Below are 13,987 nucleotides of genomic sequence, written 5' to 3'. Positions count from 1 at the left end.
TCAAGCTGATTGCACGATTATTAGCCTGAGGCTAATGGTTTGGCCGCAAGGCCATTGGTCGACATCTGCTGCCCCAGCATGCGGGCTTCGGCCAGCAAGGCCAGAAGATTGGGGTCGCGCTCGCGACATTCCTGCAGCAGCAGGCCGATACGCTGCGTGCTGTGCCACTCTTGGGCCAGCGGGGTGAAGCGGATGCGCCCGGCAAACAAGGAACTGACCCGGCCAGGCAACAGGCTGAGGCCCACCCCGGCCGCCACCAGGTTCATCAGCGAGAAAATGTCATCCACCCGCATCACCACATCCGGCTGGTAGCCCGCGTTGCTGAACAGGCGCTGGAAGTCGCGGCTGGTGGCAAAACCGTCGCTGAGAGCGACGAATTTTTCATGGCGGTAATCAGCCAGATCGGCGGTGGGGCTGACCGGCGCAGGGCTGGTCAGCGAGGAGGCCAGATACAGCTGGTCCTCAAACAGCGGCACCGCCAGCAAGCCAGGCGGGCTGCCTTCATCTGGCAGCGACATCAGCAGGGCGTCCACGCTCTGTGTATGCAGCTTGTCCAGCAACTGGGCGTTGGAACCCAGCTGCAATTCGATGGCCAGTTCCGGGCGGCGCAGCTTCACCCCCATCACCAGCCGTGGAATCAACTCCACCGTCAGTGAATACATGGCACCGATTTTCAGCTGGGCCGCGCCAAACCCGGCTTTTTCCCGCGCTTTGCGAATGCCGCTTTCCAGTGTCCGCTCGGCGTCCTCGGCCGCTTCGGCCAGCGCCAGCGCGGCAGGCAGGGCAATCAGCCTGCGACCCTCGTGGCGGAACAAGGGGCAGCGCATGGCGTCTTCCAGCGAATGCAGGGCACGGTGCACGCTCACCGTGCTCATCTGCATGCGTTCGGCGGTGCGCGGCAGGCTGCCGGTGGCGACAAAAGCAGCCAGGGTTTGCAGTTTGCGCAGGGTGATTTCTTCACTGATCATCGCGTGGCCTTGTCTTGGTAGGCGGGTAATGGCTAGGTGCTGGCGCATCCGGGCGGGCTGATCATGATAAACACAAGACGGCTTGACAGGGGAGCTGGCCGGGGGCAACTGCTGCTTGCAGGTGAAATGTGCAGGTGTTGGCCACTGTGCTGCAATCAGGGAGGAGAAGTCCGACCAGTGCGTGGCAGGCGCCACTGACCGCTGCCTAGGAAAGCACTGCCAACATAAAAATTGCCCACCCGGCAAGGGGTGGGCACAAGTTCCATAGGATGGAGGAGGATTAACGCAGGCAGTATCCCGGCGCAGAAAAATTGCGTCCAGCATGACTTTTGCAGAGTTTGCGTCATATCAATACCGGCATGTCGATTTGTATTCCGGAACGCTCTTGCGACGGATTTGTGCAGTCGATAGCAGATAAATGCATGTCAAATTGAAGATTGATGATTTTTCTTCTGCCCCAGTTGCGGCTAGAGTGCAGGGAAGACAAGGTCTGCGCCAGACCTGCACCCATACGCTTAAATGCCTGCCGCCGGTCAGGCCGCACATGAATCCATTGCTCACACGTTTTCTGCATACCATCCATCCTGCGTACTTCATGGAATTTCCATTATGGAATACCGCTGATGGAGAAGTGGTGGGGGAGTTCCTCAAGGTAAGGCTTGCCAGCCGCTTTGTGTCTGTCAGTGACACTGCCGGTCAGCCGCTTGGCGTGCTGGCCAGCCTGCATGCTGTTGCACCCGGTGGCGAGCCTATCGGTGGCGAGGTGCTCTCCCGCCTGACCGGGGTGAGCGAAACGCCGGTGGTGCTGGACCGCTTCATCCGCTGCCTGCATCTGCTCAATTACCTGCAAGGCCCGCACCAGGGCGAAGGCTTGTTATTGCCTGTTTCCGGGGCCTTGCTGGAGCGGGTGAGCCAGGATCACGGCCGGGTGTTTCGCCAGATCGTCGATCAACTGGCCATGCCGTCGCTGCAAATCGGATTTGTGCTGCCACCTGACTATGCCGCTCGGCCTGAACGTTTGCTGGCACTCAAGGAAAGTTATGCACGTCATGGTTTTGCCACTTATGTGGCCAGTGCCGATGATGACAATATCCTGCACCGGCTGCGCCCAGCCTGAAGCAGGTCAGGGCTGCTTGTGATGGTTCGGACGTGAAGCTGCCCAATCAAGATAGGACATGCATGCAGTTAAACCGTTTGTTGAGCTATTTCAATCAATGGCCTGCCGGGGTTGCCCGGCACAGTCCCACGCTTAATTTTTCCGACCATGGCGCGTTCGCCATGTATGGTGGTTTACGTTTGTACAGTGCATTTCAGCCCATCATGCATGCGCACAGCCTGCAGCCGTTTGCGCACGAGGCCTTGCTGCGGGTAACCGACCGCGACGGCCAGCCCATGGCCATTGACCGCTTTTTTGCCCGCGCCAGTTCTGCCGAGGAGCTGGTATATCTGGACCGCCTGAGCCGGGTGGTGCATGCGCTGAATTTTTCCAGTCAGGCAGATGCCGGTGAATTGCTGTTCCTGAATGTGCATGGGCGGCATTTGCTCAGCATTGCCAGCGGCAAGCACGGCACCACCTTCGAAACCCTGCTGCACTATTGCGGGCTGATGCCGGAGCAGGTGGTGCTGGAAATTGTCGAATCGGAAATAGAAGACCTAGCCTTGCTGGATGCTGCCATTAACAGCTACAAACGCAAGGGCTTTCGTATCGCCATTGATGATTTCGGTGCCGGACATTCCAATTTTGACCGGCTATGGCAATTGACGCCGGACCTGGTCAAGCTCGATCGCAGCCTTTTGACGCAGTCCATGATGAACCCGCGAGCGCGTACGGTATTGCCGGGGCTGATCAGCATGATTGCCGCCCTGGGTGCCCAGGTGGTGTGCGAAGGGGTGGAGACCGAAGCCCAGCACCAGCTGGTGGTGGAGTCCGGTGCGGCGCTGTTGCAGGGTTTCTATTACGCACGTCCGGCAGTGGCCCTGTTTTCATCCCGCGCGGCCTGTCGCGCTGCCTGATGCCGTACAAGGCATTCGTCGGTTTGCTGCAAGCCGGGTATAATCCCGTTCCATTCGCGTCATTTCGACATGACAAGCCAAGGTAACGGGAAGTAAAGATGACTGAAGATCAAATCAAATGTTGCTGGTGTGACGAGGTATCCAGCCGAGCCCAACTGACAGGCCCGGCCGGTAATCTGTGCCCGCACTGTGAAGAGCCGGTACTGCCATCGACGTTTGGTGAACTGGAACTGGGCCAGGATTTTGCCTGCAGCCTGGGTGGTTCCTGGAAGAAGATTTCCGACAGCAAGGCCGAGATGCACGACGCTGCTCCGTCCGACAAGCCTTGCGAGTTCAAGCCGGCAGAAGTGGTTTACCCCTTCTGATCCGGTTTTCACGCTGCTGACGCAGCTGGATGGACATCACACCGCCGCCAGTTTCCTGACGGCGGTTTTTCTTTGCCTGCAGCCCTTGTCAGGCAGCGGGCTCAAGCAGGGTGATACTGGCAATGTCCAGGTGGTGCATTAGTTCACGCACAATCAACAGCTGGCCCATGCCTGCCTGTGTGGCGGGTAGCCCACTGGTCAGCCCGCCTTCCACTGCATTGGCCAGGCGCGCGAACAGGCTTTCTACCTGTTGGCGCTCAAGCCGGTTGCCCGCCGTATCTGGCAAGCCGCACAGGGTGGCCAGTTGCTGCAGTTCCGCATCGCTGCTGTACACCGTGTCCAGTGCCAGGTGCTGTGGCCAGCTGGCACTGATGGCGTCTTCCACCTGCATGATGGCCATCTCCAGCCCGGCAGTCGTGGGCAGCAGGGTGTGACTGTCAACGGGCAGTGCCGACTGCCAGCCTGTCGGCATGCTGTGGGCCGACTGTGCCGCCTGAGTCAGGCTGGTGTGGTGCGCCGTGATATGCAGTTGGTAGCGAGTCATGATGGGCAGCCTTGTTGATCTGTACTTGTCGTTTAGTGATTGATCCCGGCGTTGTGCTGGTTTTTCTGCAGCAGCGCGGCCTGCCAAGTGGCATTGTCGCGGGCAATTTCGGCCTGACGTTCTGCCGGTAGGCGGGCATCTGCCGCACGGATGGCTGCTTGTTCGGCCTGCCAGGCGCTGACATCGGTGTTGCTGGGGTAGCTGCTGTGGTGGGCGGCCAGTGCGGCGTTGCTAAAGCTCAGGGCCAGCAGGGTGAGGGTGAAGTGTTTCATGGTAGGCATCCTTGTCGGTTTGTGCTGTCAGTCAGCGGATGGATGCAGTGTATTGATTACCAATAATGTGAAATAGATGTATTTGTTCAAGATATTGTTTCTTTTTGGTGCTCAATCTGGCAAAAGAAAACCCGCATCGGCCAATGGCGAATGCGGGTGGTAATAGTTGGCTGTTGCCTGTTTACAGGTGCTTAAGCAATTCCAGCGGGTGGTCGATGCTGATGTCTGCACCCCATTGCGCTGGCTGGTCTTGCTCCGAGATATACCCCCAGTTGGCCAGCACGGTTTTCATGCCCACCCCGCGGCCAGCCTGGATATCACGTTCGGCATCGCCCACATACAGGCAGTGCTGCGGTGCAATGCCGATCTGGCTTGCTGCATGCAGCATGGGTGCCGGGTCCGGCTTGGGTACGCCTACGGTATCGCCACTGACGGTGACGGCCGGGCGGCTGGCAAAGGGCAGGGCAGGCACCAGCCGGTCGGTAAAACGCATCGGCTTGTTGGTGATGATGCCCCAGGTCAGGCCCTTGGCAGCAATGCCGTCCAGCATGCTGTTGATGCCATCGAACAGCACGGTTTCGTCAGCGAAGCTGTGCTCGTAGTGATCGAGAAAACGCAGACGATATTCTTCAAAACGCGGATGCTCGCGATCAATGCCAAAGCCCAGGCTCACCAGCCCGCGAGCGCCGTGGCTGGCAATCGGCCGGATGGCGGAATAGGGCTGCGGCGGCAGGCCTTCTTCGGCCAGCAGACGGTTGAGGGCGGCGCCCAGGTCGCGTGCGGTGTCGGCCAGGGTGCCGTCCAGATCGAACAATACGGCTTGAATCATGTAGGGGTGCCTGTGCAAGATACTGCTGCCAGCTGGGTGCGCCGGCAGGCAGGGTTAGCGGATGGTCTTGCCCAGGAACAGCTTGTAGGCCGGGTTGTCGGTTTCTTCCACATAGGGGTAGGCCAGACCATCCAGGAAACGCTGGAACTCGGCATTATCGCTGGATGGCACCTGAATGCCTACCAGTACGCGGCCATAATCGGCACCGTGGTTGCGGTAGTGGAACAGGCTGATGTTCCAGTTGGTCTGCATGCCTTCCAGGAAACGCATCAGCGCACCCGGACGTTCCGGGAATTCAAAGCGCAGCACGCGCTCGTCCTTCAGCTGCGGGGCATGGCCGCCCACCAGGTGGCGGATGTGCAGCTTGGCCAGCTCGTTGTCGGTCAGGTCCAGCCCTTCCAGGCCGTTGGCTTTCAGTTCGGCAATGATGCGCTCCGAATCCTGCTTGCCGCTGATCTGCACCCCGACAAACACATGGGCGGTGCCGGGGTCGGCAAAGCGGTAGTTGAATTCGGTGATGTTGCGGTTGCCGATGACCGAACAGAACTGTTTGAAGCTGCCCGGCTTTTCCGGAATGGTGACGGCGATGATGGCTTCGCGACGCTCGCCCAGCTCGGAGCGTTCCGACACATGGCGCAGGCGGTCGAAATTCATGTTGGCGCCGCAATTGATGGCCACCAGCGTCTGCCCCGTACAGCCCTCGCGCTCGATATAGGCCTTGGCGGCAGCCACGGCCAGCGCACCGGCCGGTTCCACGATGGAGCGGGTGTCTTCGAAAATATCCTTGATGGCGGCGCACATGGCGTCCGAATCCACCAGCATGATTTCGTCCAGCAGCTCGCGGCAGATGCGGAAGGTTTCCTCGCCCACCAGCTTGACGGCCACACCATCGGCAAACAGGCCCACGTCTTTCAATTCAACGCGTTCACCCTTTTCGATGGACTGCTTCATGGCGTCCGAATCCACCGGCTGCACGCCGATGATCTTGATTTCCGGTTTCAGACGCTTGATGAAGCTGGCCACGCCTGCGGCCAGTCCGCCGCCGCCAATCGCCACGAACACGGCATCGATATGGCCGGGGTGCTGGCGCAGGATTTCCATGCCGATGGTGCCCTGACCGGCAATCACGTCCGGGTCGTCAAACGGCGGGATATAAGTTTTGCCGGTTTCAGCCACCAGTTTCATGGCGTGCTGATAGGCATCGCTGAATGATTCGCCATGCAAGACTACCTTGCCGCCACGGCTGGTCACGCCGTCAATCTTCACCTGCGGGGTGGTCACCGGCATCACGATGATGGCTTCACAGCCAATTTTCTTGGCCGACAGCGCCACGCCCTGGGCGTGATTGCCCGCACTGGCGGTAATCACGCCGTTGGCCAGCTGATCCGGCGTCAGCTTGGCCATCTTGTTGTAGGCACCGCGCAGCTTGAACGAGAACACCGGTTGCAGGTCTTCACGCTTCAGCAAAATGGTGTTGCCGGTACGGCGGCTCAGGTTGTTGGCGGTTTCCAGCGGGGTTTCCACTGCGACGTCATAGACGCGGGAGGTGAGGATGCGCTCCAGGTAGTCTTGCTTGTCTTGCATGGTGATGCCGATGTCCTTGTCGTGCTTTTTTATTGAACTGTCAGAGTAGCAGGAACTCCAAGCCGCCGGGAAGCCATGTTGCCATTTTCATGCTGCATTGCCGCAACCGGGTATTTATTGACGGCCAATTGCGCCAAAACCGGGCATTTACGGTCAACGTTGCAGTCTGGACGTGTATAATCATCGGCTATTGTTTGTACCCCTCACCCGTTGTCGATCTCAATGAAAACCACCATCACCCGAATTTTGCTGGCCGCCAGCCTGGCCATGCCTGTTGCTGCCTCCGCGACCACTGCCTTTGTACCGCCTGTACCGGAAATTGCCGGCAAGGCTTTTTATCTGGTCGATTTCAATAGTGGCCAGGTGCTGGCCGCCCAAGACCCGGATGCCCGCGTGGAACCGGCCTCGCTGACCAAGCTGATGACCGCTTACCTCACCTTCAAGGCGGTGAAGGAAAAGCGCCTGGCGCTGGACCAGATGCTGACCGTATCCAACCGTGGCTGGAAAACCGACGGCTCGCGCATGTTCCTCGACCCGAAAGTGCCGGTGAGGGTGGATGACCTGATCAAGGGCATGATCGTGCAATCCGGTAACGACGCCTGCGTGACCCTGGCCGAAGCCATTGCCGGCAGCGAAGACGTGTTCGCCCAGCTGATGACCCAGCAGGCGCAGAAACTGGGCATGAAGAATACCCAGTTCCGCAATGCCACCGGCCTGCCGCATGCCGATCACTACACCACCGTGCATGATCTGGCCATCCTGTCCGCTGCGCTGATTCGCGACTTCCCGGAGTTCTACCCGACTTACTCCATCAAGTCCTTCACCTATAACAACATCACCCAGCCCAACCGTAACCTGCTGCTGTACCGCGACCCCAACGTCGACGGCATGAAAACCGGTTATACCGACACCGCCGGCTACAATATGATTACCTCCAGCCATCGTGATGGCCGTCGGGTGATCTCGGTGGTGGTGGGTACCGCCAGTCCTGAGGCGCGCGCCAACGAAAGTGCCAAACTGCTGAATTACGGCTTGCAGTTTTTCGAAACGCCCAAACTTTACAGTGCATCCAAGCCGGTTTCCGAAGTACTGGTGTACAAGGGCGCGGCCAAATCGGTTCCGGTGGGTTTCTCTCAGGATGTCTTTGCTACCGTGGCCAAGGGCCAGGCTGGCCAGTTGAAGGCAGACCTTTCCACCATGCAGCCGCTGATCGCCCCGATCAAGGCCGGTCAGACAGTAGGCAAGCTGGTGGTGAGTCTGGATGGCAAGCCGCTGCTGGAGCGTCCGGTTGTCGCCTTGCAAACCGTGGAAGAGGGTGGTTTCTTCAGCCGCCTGTGGGACAGCATCAAGCTGATGCTGGGCTGGAAGTAAACCGGCTTTTGATTGACGCCCCGCCAGCCGGGGTCCGGCACTGGCCTGCATCGGGTGATGCGGGCTTTTTGCCTTTGCAGAATCGAGTTGAACATGGCTGAAAACAGCACTGAAAAGCAGGAAATCATTGAATTTCCCTGTCGCTTCCCCCTGAAGGTGATGGGCGAGCGTCATGACGAATTTGTCGTCACCATGACCGAAGTGGTGCGTGTGCACGCGCCGGACCTGGCCGAGCATGATGTCACCCTGCGGGAAAGCTCGGGTGGACGTTTCTATGCCCTGACCATTACCGTGAATGCCACCTCGCGCCAGCAACTGGACAATATCTACCTGTCGCTCACTGGCCACCCCATGGTCAAGATGGTGCTTTAAACCAACGTGGAGCCAAACGCGTGCAGCGTCTGATCAAGCATTTGGGCCTGGTGGACTACGAACCCACCTGGCGGGCCATGCAGGCCTTTACCGATACCCGCACGGCCGAAACGCCGGATGAGCTATGGGTAGTGGAGCACCATCCTGTCTACACCCAGGGCCTGGCGGGCAAGCCGGAACACCTGCTGCGCCTGACTGATATTCCGGTGGTAAAGACCGATCGTGGTGGTCAGGTCACCTATCACGGCCCCGGCCAGCTGGTGGTGTATCTGCTGATTGATTTCAAGCGCATGCATATTGGCGTGCGCGAACTGGTGCGTCGTATCGAGCAGTCGGTCATCGACATGCTGGCCGGGCAGGGCATTACCGCCAATGGCGACGTCAACGCGCCCGGCGTGTATGTGGACGGTGCCAAGATTGCCTCGCTGGGCTTGCGCATCAAGAACGGGGCGGTGTATCACGGCCTGTCACTGAATGTGGACATGGATCTGACACCGTTTGGCTGGATCAACCCCTGTGGCTACGAAGGCCTGAGGGTGACGCAAATGAAGGATTTGGGGGTGGATAAAACCCTGGCGCAAGTGGCCGAGCTGCTGCTGCCCCAGCTGGAAAAACACCTGACCGTGGTGAAGGAGACAGCATGAAGTTGGATAACGAGGCAGGGGTCAAGCATAAAGGCGCCGCCAAAACCGCACGCATTCCCATCAAGATTGTGCCGCTGGATGAAAAGCTGAAAAAGCCGGAATGGATTCGCGCCAAGCTGCCCGCCGGCCAGCGTTTTCATGAGATCAAGCAGATTCTGCGTGACCAGAAGCTGCATACCGTGTGCGAAGAAGCCACCTGCCCGAATATTGGCGAGTGCTTCAGCAAGGGCACGGCCACTTTCATGATTATGGGTGATATCTGCACCCGTCGCTGCCCCTTCTGTGATGTGGGTCACGGCCGTCCGAATCCGCTGGACGAAAACGAGCCCAAGCACCTCGCCGAGAGCGTGGCCGCCATGCGGCTGAAGTATGTGGTGGTGACTTCGGTAGACCGTGACGACCTGCGTGATGGTGGTGCACAGCACTTTGCTGACTGTATCAGCGCCGTGCGTGCCGCATCGCCCGGCACCCAGATCGAAACCCTGGTACCGGACTTCCGTGGCCGTCTGGATATCGCGGTGGACATCCTCACCTCTACGCCGCCGGATGTGATGAACCACAATCTGGAAACCGTGCCGCGCCTGTACAAGCAGGCACGTCCGGGTGCCGATTATGCGCACTCCTTGCAGTTGCTCAAGGACTACAAGGCCAAGAACCCGGAAGTGCGCACCAAGTCCGGCCTGATGGTGGGTCTGGGTGAAACCGACGAGGAAATCCTCGAAGTGATGCGCGACCTGCGTGCCCATAATGTGGACATGCTGACCATTGGCCAGTACCTGCAACCGTCCGATGGTCATCTGCCGGTATTGCGTTACGTACACCCGGACACGTTCAAGATGTTCGAAGAGAAAGCCTATGAAATGGGCTTTGCCCACGCGGCGGTCGGTGCCATGGTGCGCTCCAGCTACCATGCCGACGTGCAAGCCCACGAGGCTGGTGTGTAAGCATTCAAGCAGGCTGTATCTGCTCAGGGGCTGCCTGTGCTGTCGACTTTTGGTCGGTGGCGCAGGCAGCCTTTTTCATGGCTTGCTGTCCGCTCTGTGCGGTTCAGATCGGCATGCAGGGGAGTGACATCACGCGCGGCGTATGGTCGCAGCTGTCAAGAAAACGCAGCAGGTCGCCCGTGTTGATGGCCAGGGTACTGGTATTGACCAGTGGATGGCAAAGGATTGTGTCCTGCTGCGCTACGGTCTTATCAATAATGACATCAACCAGCCCGGCGCTATCGTTGATGACCGCCAGCAGGCTGACCGCGCCCGGTGTCAGGCCCAGTGTGGCCAGCAGCCGCTCGGCCGAGGCAAAGCCAAGGCTCTTGATGGCCAATATTTCGCCCAGGGCTTTGAGATCCAGCCTTGCGCTGGCAGGCAGGCACAGCAGCAGGTAGCGTCCGGTTTTTCCTGCTTTGAGGAATAGGTTCTTGCTGGCCAGGCTGTCCGGTATCGGAGCCAGCATGCTGGCTTCTGCGCAAGTATACACGGCAGGGTGATCAAAGCGTTGGTAGCGAATGCCTTCTGTTTCCAGCAGCTGGTACGGGGCCTGAGGGTCTTTCATGTTTTTCGTATCGAAATGACAGTTGTGTTAATGGTATCTTGCCAGTCTGTCCGCTTGAAGAGGTGTGCGCCCCAGGATGAAACGTGCAGTCACAACCATAATGCAGTGCATCAGCCGTGTCTGGCCATGCCTGATGTTCGTGCTGCCGGCGTATGGCGCTGTGGTGGCCTGCGGCGGTGATAACCAATGGCCGCCTTCATCTTACCAGCTGGCGTCAACTGCGGAAGTGCAGGGTTTTTCGCCGGACGTGTTGCGCGCCATCCTGGGGCCGGAGGGTGGCCTGCAAGTGCGGTTGATGCCATTTGCCCGCTGCCTGGCCCTGGCCGAGCAGGGTAGTCAGGTGCAGATCGTGATGGCGGCCAGCCGTACCCCCAATCGGGAGCGGCAGTTTTTGTTCAGCAAGCCTTATTTGCAGCTGCATCCGGTCAGTGTGACCATGCAGCCCATGCTGGCTGGTAGCGACCGCCTGCCTTGGTGTGGCTTGAACGGTTTCAATTACCAGGCATTCGGCTTGCGGGCGGAGGAGGTGGACCGCGGCTCGGCCAATTATCCGGACTTGCTGCGCAAGTTGCGCGCCGGGCACTGTCGTGGTTTTGTTGAATATCGTGAGGTGTGGCAGGGACTGTTGCGCCTGGGTGTGCTATCCGCAGCTCAACTGCCACCGCTGGTGCTCAGTCCCTTGGCTGGCCGACCGGCGGTAGACGCGTCGTTCATGATTTCGCGCCGCATGCCAGGTGCCGAATTGCTGCGGCAGCAGCTGGACAAGGGGTTGCAGGCAATGGCTGCGCGGGGTGAGTTGGCCGCACTGCTCAAGCGGCAGCTGCCCTGAGCGTCAGGGCTGGCGGCCTGCTTTCAGTTGCTGGTAGTCGGCCAGCACGCCATCAATCAGCGGCAATATTTGCTGCCAGCCTGCACTGTCCGGCAGCCCGTCGAACTGCAGGCTGGCATCCAGCTGCTGCAGGCAACGCCGGGCGGCAGTGCACACTTCCACTGCGGCATTGAAATCGGCCGGTCCCAGCACCTTGCCATTGCGGACCTTGCGGTAGTAAATGCCGGCCATGATGGCGTATTTCTCCGCCAGTTCGCCTTCAGCAAAACGGTTGGCCCGTTGCATGGCAAACAGCTGGTCCATGATGCGGCGGCAGGCTTCTTCAGTACGCTGGAAGCGCTTTTGCTCGGCCAGACGTGTGCCTTGGTTTGCGTTGGGTTTGCCTGCTTTGCCGTTCTTGTTGGCCATGGCTGTGTCTCCCGCTGGATGGTGCCGCCGCAGACGGCATGCAAAAGGCCCGAACGCAATGTCGGGCCTTTTGGGAATGCTGGTGGAGGGAGAAGGATTCGAACCTTCGAAGGCTGAGCCGCCGGATTTACAGTCCGGACCCGTTGACCGCTGGGGTAACCCCTCCAAAAGAGATCGGCATGATAGCGAGGCTGTTTTGCAGCGTCAAGCCCCCGATAAAAATTTTTGACCGTCTGATTGATTGCCAATATGCGGCTTGTGACGGGTGATTATCGTGCCTGAAGCAGCATCAGAATGGCGGTAGCGATCAGCATCAGGGCAAAGATTATCCTCAGGCGTCTTTCCGGCAGACGGTGCGCCCAGGCTACCCCCCAGGAAACGGTACTGATGCCGCCAATGGCCATGGGCAAGCCAAGCCACCAGTTGATATGGCCGGCATGGCCATAGCTCCACAGTGCCACCAGCGCGCCAGGCACCACCAGTGCCAGTGCCAGTCCTTGGGCAACTGCCTGTTTCTTGCCAAAGCCCTTGACCAGGATAGGCGCGGCCACAATCCCGGCCCCCACGCTGAACAGACCAGCAAACAGGCCGCCAATCACCCCGACCAGTGGTAGCAACTGTTCCGGCCAGGGGGTGCGTGTCGCTGTGCGACGCAAATACTGATCAAAGGCAAAATAGGCAGCCAGCAACAACAGGAAGACGGCAAAGCATTGCCGCAGCAGGCTGGCATTCATGCCGACAGCCAGCTGGGCGGCAGGGTAGGTGCTGATGATGGAGGCCAGCCCGATCAGCGCTGCCGTGCGCAGCGGGAAGGGGTTGCGTTGGCGATAGCGCCAGAAGCCGATCAGCACATTGGGTGTCATCATCACCAATGCCGTGCCCTGGGCCAGCGCCTGGTTCATGCCATACAGCATGACCAGTACCGGGATGGCCAATATCCCGCCACCGATGCCCAGCAGGCCACCCAGTGCGCCCAGGCCTGCGCCCAGTAGCAGCGCTTCCATGATTTGCCATGGCATGGGCTTCTCCTTGGTGAGGTTTAGTGAAAGATACCAAGTCTACTCTTTGTTCTGGTGTATATAATTGCCAGGCAAATAAACCATTATTAATTTGAGCGTAATAATGAATGCAGTTTCTGATCTGGAATTCTTTCTGCGGCTACACCAATGCGGCAGCATGGTGGCCACTGCGCGCCAGCTTGGGGTGACGCCGCCTGTGATCAGCCGACGCTTGCAGGCGCTGGAGGCGCGACTTGGCATTGCCTTGCTGCAGCGGACGACCCGTTCATTGCAGCTGACCGAAGCAGGGCAGTTGTACCTGGATGAGGCACGTCGCCTGTTGGGTGAGATTGTGGAGCTGGAAGCGCGGGTGCGCGGTGATCCCAATCAGCCGCACGGATTGTTGCGGGTAAATGCCAGCTTTGGTTTCGGTCGACGTTATATCGCGCCCATTCTGGCTGCCTTTGCCAGCCACCACCCACGGTTGGAAGTGGAGTTGCAGTTAAGTGATCGCCCGCCATCCCGCCAGGAAGGGTTTGATGTGGCCATTCGCTTTGGCCGGCCGCCGGATGGGCGCTTGCACGCCAGCTTGCTACTACGTAACCGTCGGGTGCTGTGCGCTGCACCCGCTTATCTGGCAACACGACTGGCACCCGCGCAGCCGCGCGACCTGCAACAGCATGATTGCATTGTGATTCGGGAGAATCATGATATCCACGGCCAGTGGGTGTTGCAGCGTGGCGAGCGTGAGGAAAGCATCAAGGTGCGCGGCCCCTTGTCGTGCAATGACGGCGAAACCGCAGTGCAATGGGCTTTGCAGGGCCTTGGTGTGATTTTGCGTTCCGAATGGGATGTGCGCTCCTTGTTGCAGTCGGGGCAGTTATTACAGCTATTGCCGGAGTGGCAGTCGGTTCCTGCGGATATCTATGCGCTGTATCCGCCAGCCTTGCAGCGGCAGGCCAAATTGCGCTTGTGGCTGGAATTCCTGCGTCAGCACTTGCAGCAGGTATCCAGTCCCGATGATTTGCCATGAAGGTGCTGGCAGATTCATCCCCTCTGCCGGGGTTTGCTTTATCTGTCAGCTGCTTTGTTGGCCGGATGATCATTTGCCGGACAGGCGCATTCAATGGTCATGACAGGGTTTTTTATGCTGGTGCGAAAATAAATTGGCTTATTTTGCAGATAGTGTTTGACCGATAGCGGTGAGGTGCGTATAACGGTGCTGCAAGATTTCAAGCG

General features: G+C 59.1%; 18 protein-coding genes and 1 tRNA gene. 9 read left to right on the top strand and 10 right to left on the bottom strand.

Features of this window, described 5'->3' with window-relative positions:
• Nucleotides 1-20: 20 nt before the first annotated feature.
• Complete coding sequence (locus HWX34_RS17405) at nt 21-1,016, bottom strand: LysR family transcriptional regulator (protein WP_255497383.1); 996 nt, start codon at nt 1,014-1,016, stop codon at nt 21-23.
• Nucleotides 1,017-1,311: 295 nt separating this feature from the next.
• Complete coding sequence (locus HWX34_RS17400; RefSeq protein WP_178973437.1) at nt 1,312-1,542, bottom strand: hypothetical protein; 231 nt, start codon at nt 1,540-1,542, stop codon at nt 1,312-1,314.
• Nucleotides 1,543-1,563: 21 nt separating this feature from the next.
• On the opposite strand from HWX34_RS17400, the gene HWX34_RS17395 reads away from it, so the two are divergent.
• The 3 genes from HWX34_RS17395 (at nt 1,564) to HWX34_RS17385 (ending at nt 3,346) form a co-directional block, all read left to right on the top strand.
• Entirely contained in the window at nt 1,564-2,085 is a 522-nt protein-coding gene (locus tag HWX34_RS17395) for a hypothetical protein (protein ID WP_178973436.1), read from the top strand.
• A gap of 62 nt (nt 2,086-2,147) precedes the next feature.
• Entirely contained in the window at nt 2,148-2,981 is an 834-nt protein-coding gene (locus tag HWX34_RS17390) for an EAL domain-containing protein (protein WP_178973435.1), read from the top strand.
• Between the two features lie 98 nt (nt 2,982-3,079).
• Complete coding sequence (locus HWX34_RS17385) at nt 3,080-3,346, top strand: hypothetical protein (RefSeq protein ID WP_045844841.1); 267 nt, start codon at nt 3,080-3,082, stop codon at nt 3,344-3,346.
• An 88-nt stretch (nt 3,347-3,434) separates the two neighbouring features.
• On the opposite strand, the gene HWX34_RS17380 is transcribed toward HWX34_RS17385, so the two are convergent.
• From HWX34_RS17380 to ilvA, 4 genes are all read right to left on the bottom strand, one after another.
• Nucleotides 3,435-3,890: a hypothetical protein gene (locus HWX34_RS17380; protein WP_178973434.1), complete on the bottom strand. Its 456-nt coding sequence runs from the start codon at nt 3,888-3,890 to the stop codon at nt 3,435-3,437.
• A 32-nt stretch (nt 3,891-3,922) separates the two neighbouring features.
• A complete protein-coding gene (locus HWX34_RS17375) occupies nt 3,923-4,162 on the bottom strand; it encodes a hypothetical protein (protein WP_178973433.1) in 240 nt (79 codons plus the stop codon).
• Between the two features lie 181 nt (nt 4,163-4,343).
• On the bottom strand, nt 4,344-4,991 hold the full coding sequence (locus HWX34_RS17370) for an HAD family hydrolase (RefSeq protein ID WP_178973432.1): 648 nt from the start codon (nt 4,989-4,991) through the stop codon (nt 4,344-4,346).
• A 54-nt stretch (nt 4,992-5,045) separates the two neighbouring features.
• Entirely contained in the window at nt 5,046-6,575 is a 1,530-nt protein-coding gene (gene ilvA, locus HWX34_RS17365) for a threonine ammonia-lyase, biosynthetic (protein WP_178973431.1), read from the bottom strand.
• 222 nt (nt 6,576-6,797) lie between these two features.
• Here ilvA and HWX34_RS17360 point away from each other — a divergent pair, with 222 nt between their 5' ends.
• The 4 genes from HWX34_RS17360 to lipA all read left to right on the top strand — a co-directional run bounded on the left by HWX34_RS17360 (nt 6,798) and on the right by lipA (nt 9,906).
• Entirely contained in the window at nt 6,798-7,946 is a 1,149-nt protein-coding gene (locus tag HWX34_RS17360; protein WP_178973430.1) for a D-alanyl-D-alanine carboxypeptidase family protein, read from the top strand.
• A gap of 93 nt (nt 7,947-8,039) precedes the next feature.
• Nucleotides 8,040-8,318 (top strand): YbeD family protein, encoded by a 279-nt coding sequence (locus HWX34_RS17355; RefSeq protein WP_045844888.1) that lies wholly within the window; start codon nt 8,040-8,042, stop codon nt 8,316-8,318.
• A 20-nt stretch (nt 8,319-8,338) separates the two neighbouring features.
• On the top strand, nt 8,339-8,962 hold the full coding sequence (lipB, locus tag HWX34_RS17350; RefSeq protein WP_045844836.1) for a lipoyl(octanoyl) transferase LipB: 624 nt from the start codon (nt 8,339-8,341) through the stop codon (nt 8,960-8,962).
• Entirely contained in the window at nt 8,959-9,906 is a 948-nt protein-coding gene (lipA, locus tag HWX34_RS17345; RefSeq protein WP_178973429.1) for a lipoyl synthase, read from the top strand. Before lipB ends, lipA begins: the two co-directional genes overlap by 4 nt.
• A 103-nt stretch (nt 9,907-10,009) precedes the next feature.
• Here the strand turns inward: lipA and HWX34_RS17340 are convergent, their stop codons facing one another.
• On the bottom strand, nt 10,010-10,513 hold the full coding sequence (locus HWX34_RS17340; protein WP_178973428.1) for a prolyl-tRNA synthetase associated domain-containing protein: 504 nt from the start codon (nt 10,511-10,513) through the stop codon (nt 10,010-10,012).
• A gap of 100 nt (nt 10,514-10,613) precedes the next feature.
• On the opposite strand from HWX34_RS17340, the gene HWX34_RS17335 reads away from it, so the two are divergent.
• A complete protein-coding gene (locus tag HWX34_RS17335) occupies nt 10,614-11,342 on the top strand; it encodes an ABC transporter substrate-binding protein (protein WP_178973427.1) in 729 nt (242 codons plus the stop codon).
• A gap of 3 nt (nt 11,343-11,345) precedes the next feature.
• On the opposite strand, the gene HWX34_RS17330 is transcribed toward HWX34_RS17335, so the two are convergent.
• The 3 genes from HWX34_RS17330 to HWX34_RS17320 form a co-directional block, all read right to left on the bottom strand.
• Nucleotides 11,346-11,750, bottom strand: coding sequence for a hypothetical protein (locus tag HWX34_RS17330; protein ID WP_178973426.1), 405 nt, complete (start codon nt 11,748-11,750; stop codon nt 11,346-11,348).
• Nucleotides 11,751-11,830: 80 nt separating this feature from the next.
• A tRNA-Tyr gene (locus HWX34_RS17325) sits at nt 11,831-11,916 on the bottom strand.
• A 103-nt stretch (nt 11,917-12,019) separates the two neighbouring features.
• Nucleotides 12,020-12,769: a sulfite exporter TauE/SafE family protein gene (locus tag HWX34_RS17320; RefSeq protein ID WP_178973425.1), complete on the bottom strand. Its 750-nt coding sequence runs from the start codon at nt 12,767-12,769 to the stop codon at nt 12,020-12,022.
• A 103-nt stretch (nt 12,770-12,872) separates the two neighbouring features.
• On the opposite strand from HWX34_RS17320, the gene HWX34_RS17315 reads away from it, so the two are divergent.
• Entirely contained in the window at nt 12,873-13,781 is a 909-nt protein-coding gene (locus HWX34_RS17315) for a LysR family transcriptional regulator (protein WP_178973424.1), read from the top strand.
• Nucleotides 13,782-13,987: the final 206 nt, after the last annotated feature.

Origin of the sequence: Aquitalea sp. LB_tupeE (assembly GCF_013391415.1) — a bacterium.
Lineage (GTDB): Bacteria > Pseudomonadota > Gammaproteobacteria > Burkholderiales > Chromobacteriaceae > Aquitalea.
The sequence above is the reverse complement of the archived record's forward strand: the minus strand, read 5'-3'. Positions and strand labels throughout refer to the sequence as shown.

Excerpts from the sequence above, each read along its gene's own strand:
- HWX34_RS17390 (WP_178973435.1), top strand. The coding sequence starts at position 2,148 with ATGCAGTTAAACCGTTTGTTGAGCTATTTCAATCAATGGCCTGCCGGG.
- HWX34_RS17315 (WP_178973424.1), top strand. The coding sequence starts at position 12,873 with ATGAATGCAGTTTCTGATCTGGAATTCTTTCTGCGGCTACACCAATGC.
- HWX34_RS17375 (WP_178973433.1), bottom strand. The coding sequence starts at position 4,162 with ATGAAACACTTCACCCTCACCCTGCTGGCCCTGAGCTTTAGCAACGCC.
- HWX34_RS17395 (WP_178973436.1), top strand. The coding sequence starts at position 1,564 with ATGGAATTTCCATTATGGAATACCGCTGATGGAGAAGTGGTGGGGGAG.
- HWX34_RS17370 (WP_178973432.1), bottom strand. The coding sequence starts at position 4,991 with ATGATTCAAGCCGTATTGTTCGATCTGGACGGCACCCTGGCCGACACC.
- HWX34_RS17385 (WP_045844841.1), top strand. The coding sequence starts at position 3,080 with ATGACTGAAGATCAAATCAAATGTTGCTGGTGTGACGAGGTATCCAGC.
- ilvA (WP_178973431.1), bottom strand. The coding sequence starts at position 6,575 with ATGCAAGACAAGCAAGACTACCTGGAGCGCATCCTCACCTCCCGCGTC.
- HWX34_RS17380 (WP_178973434.1), bottom strand. The coding sequence starts at position 3,890 with ATGACTCGCTACCAACTGCATATCACGGCGCACCACACCAGCCTGACT.
- HWX34_RS17330 (WP_178973426.1), bottom strand. The coding sequence starts at position 11,750 with ATGGCCAACAAGAACGGCAAAGCAGGCAAACCCAACGCAAACCAAGGC.
- HWX34_RS17360 (WP_178973430.1), top strand. The coding sequence starts at position 6,798 with ATGAAAACCACCATCACCCGAATTTTGCTGGCCGCCAGCCTGGCCATG.
- HWX34_RS17405 (WP_255497383.1), bottom strand. The coding sequence starts at position 1,016 with ATGCGCCAGCACCTAGCCATTACCCGCCTACCAAGACAAGGCCACGCG.
- HWX34_RS17340 (WP_178973428.1), bottom strand. The coding sequence starts at position 10,513 with ATGAAAGACCCTCAGGCCCCGTACCAGCTGCTGGAAACAGAAGGCATT.
- lipA (WP_178973429.1), top strand. The coding sequence starts at position 8,959 with ATGAAGTTGGATAACGAGGCAGGGGTCAAGCATAAAGGCGCCGCCAAA.
- HWX34_RS17320 (WP_178973425.1), bottom strand. The coding sequence starts at position 12,769 with ATGCCATGGCAAATCATGGAAGCGCTGCTACTGGGCGCAGGCCTGGGC.
- HWX34_RS17335 (WP_178973427.1), top strand. The coding sequence starts at position 10,614 with ATGCAGTGCATCAGCCGTGTCTGGCCATGCCTGATGTTCGTGCTGCCG.
- HWX34_RS17355 (WP_045844888.1), top strand. The coding sequence starts at position 8,040 with ATGGCTGAAAACAGCACTGAAAAGCAGGAAATCATTGAATTTCCCTGT.
- HWX34_RS17400 (WP_178973437.1), bottom strand. The coding sequence starts at position 1,542 with ATGCAGAAAACGTGTGAGCAATGGATTCATGTGCGGCCTGACCGGCGG.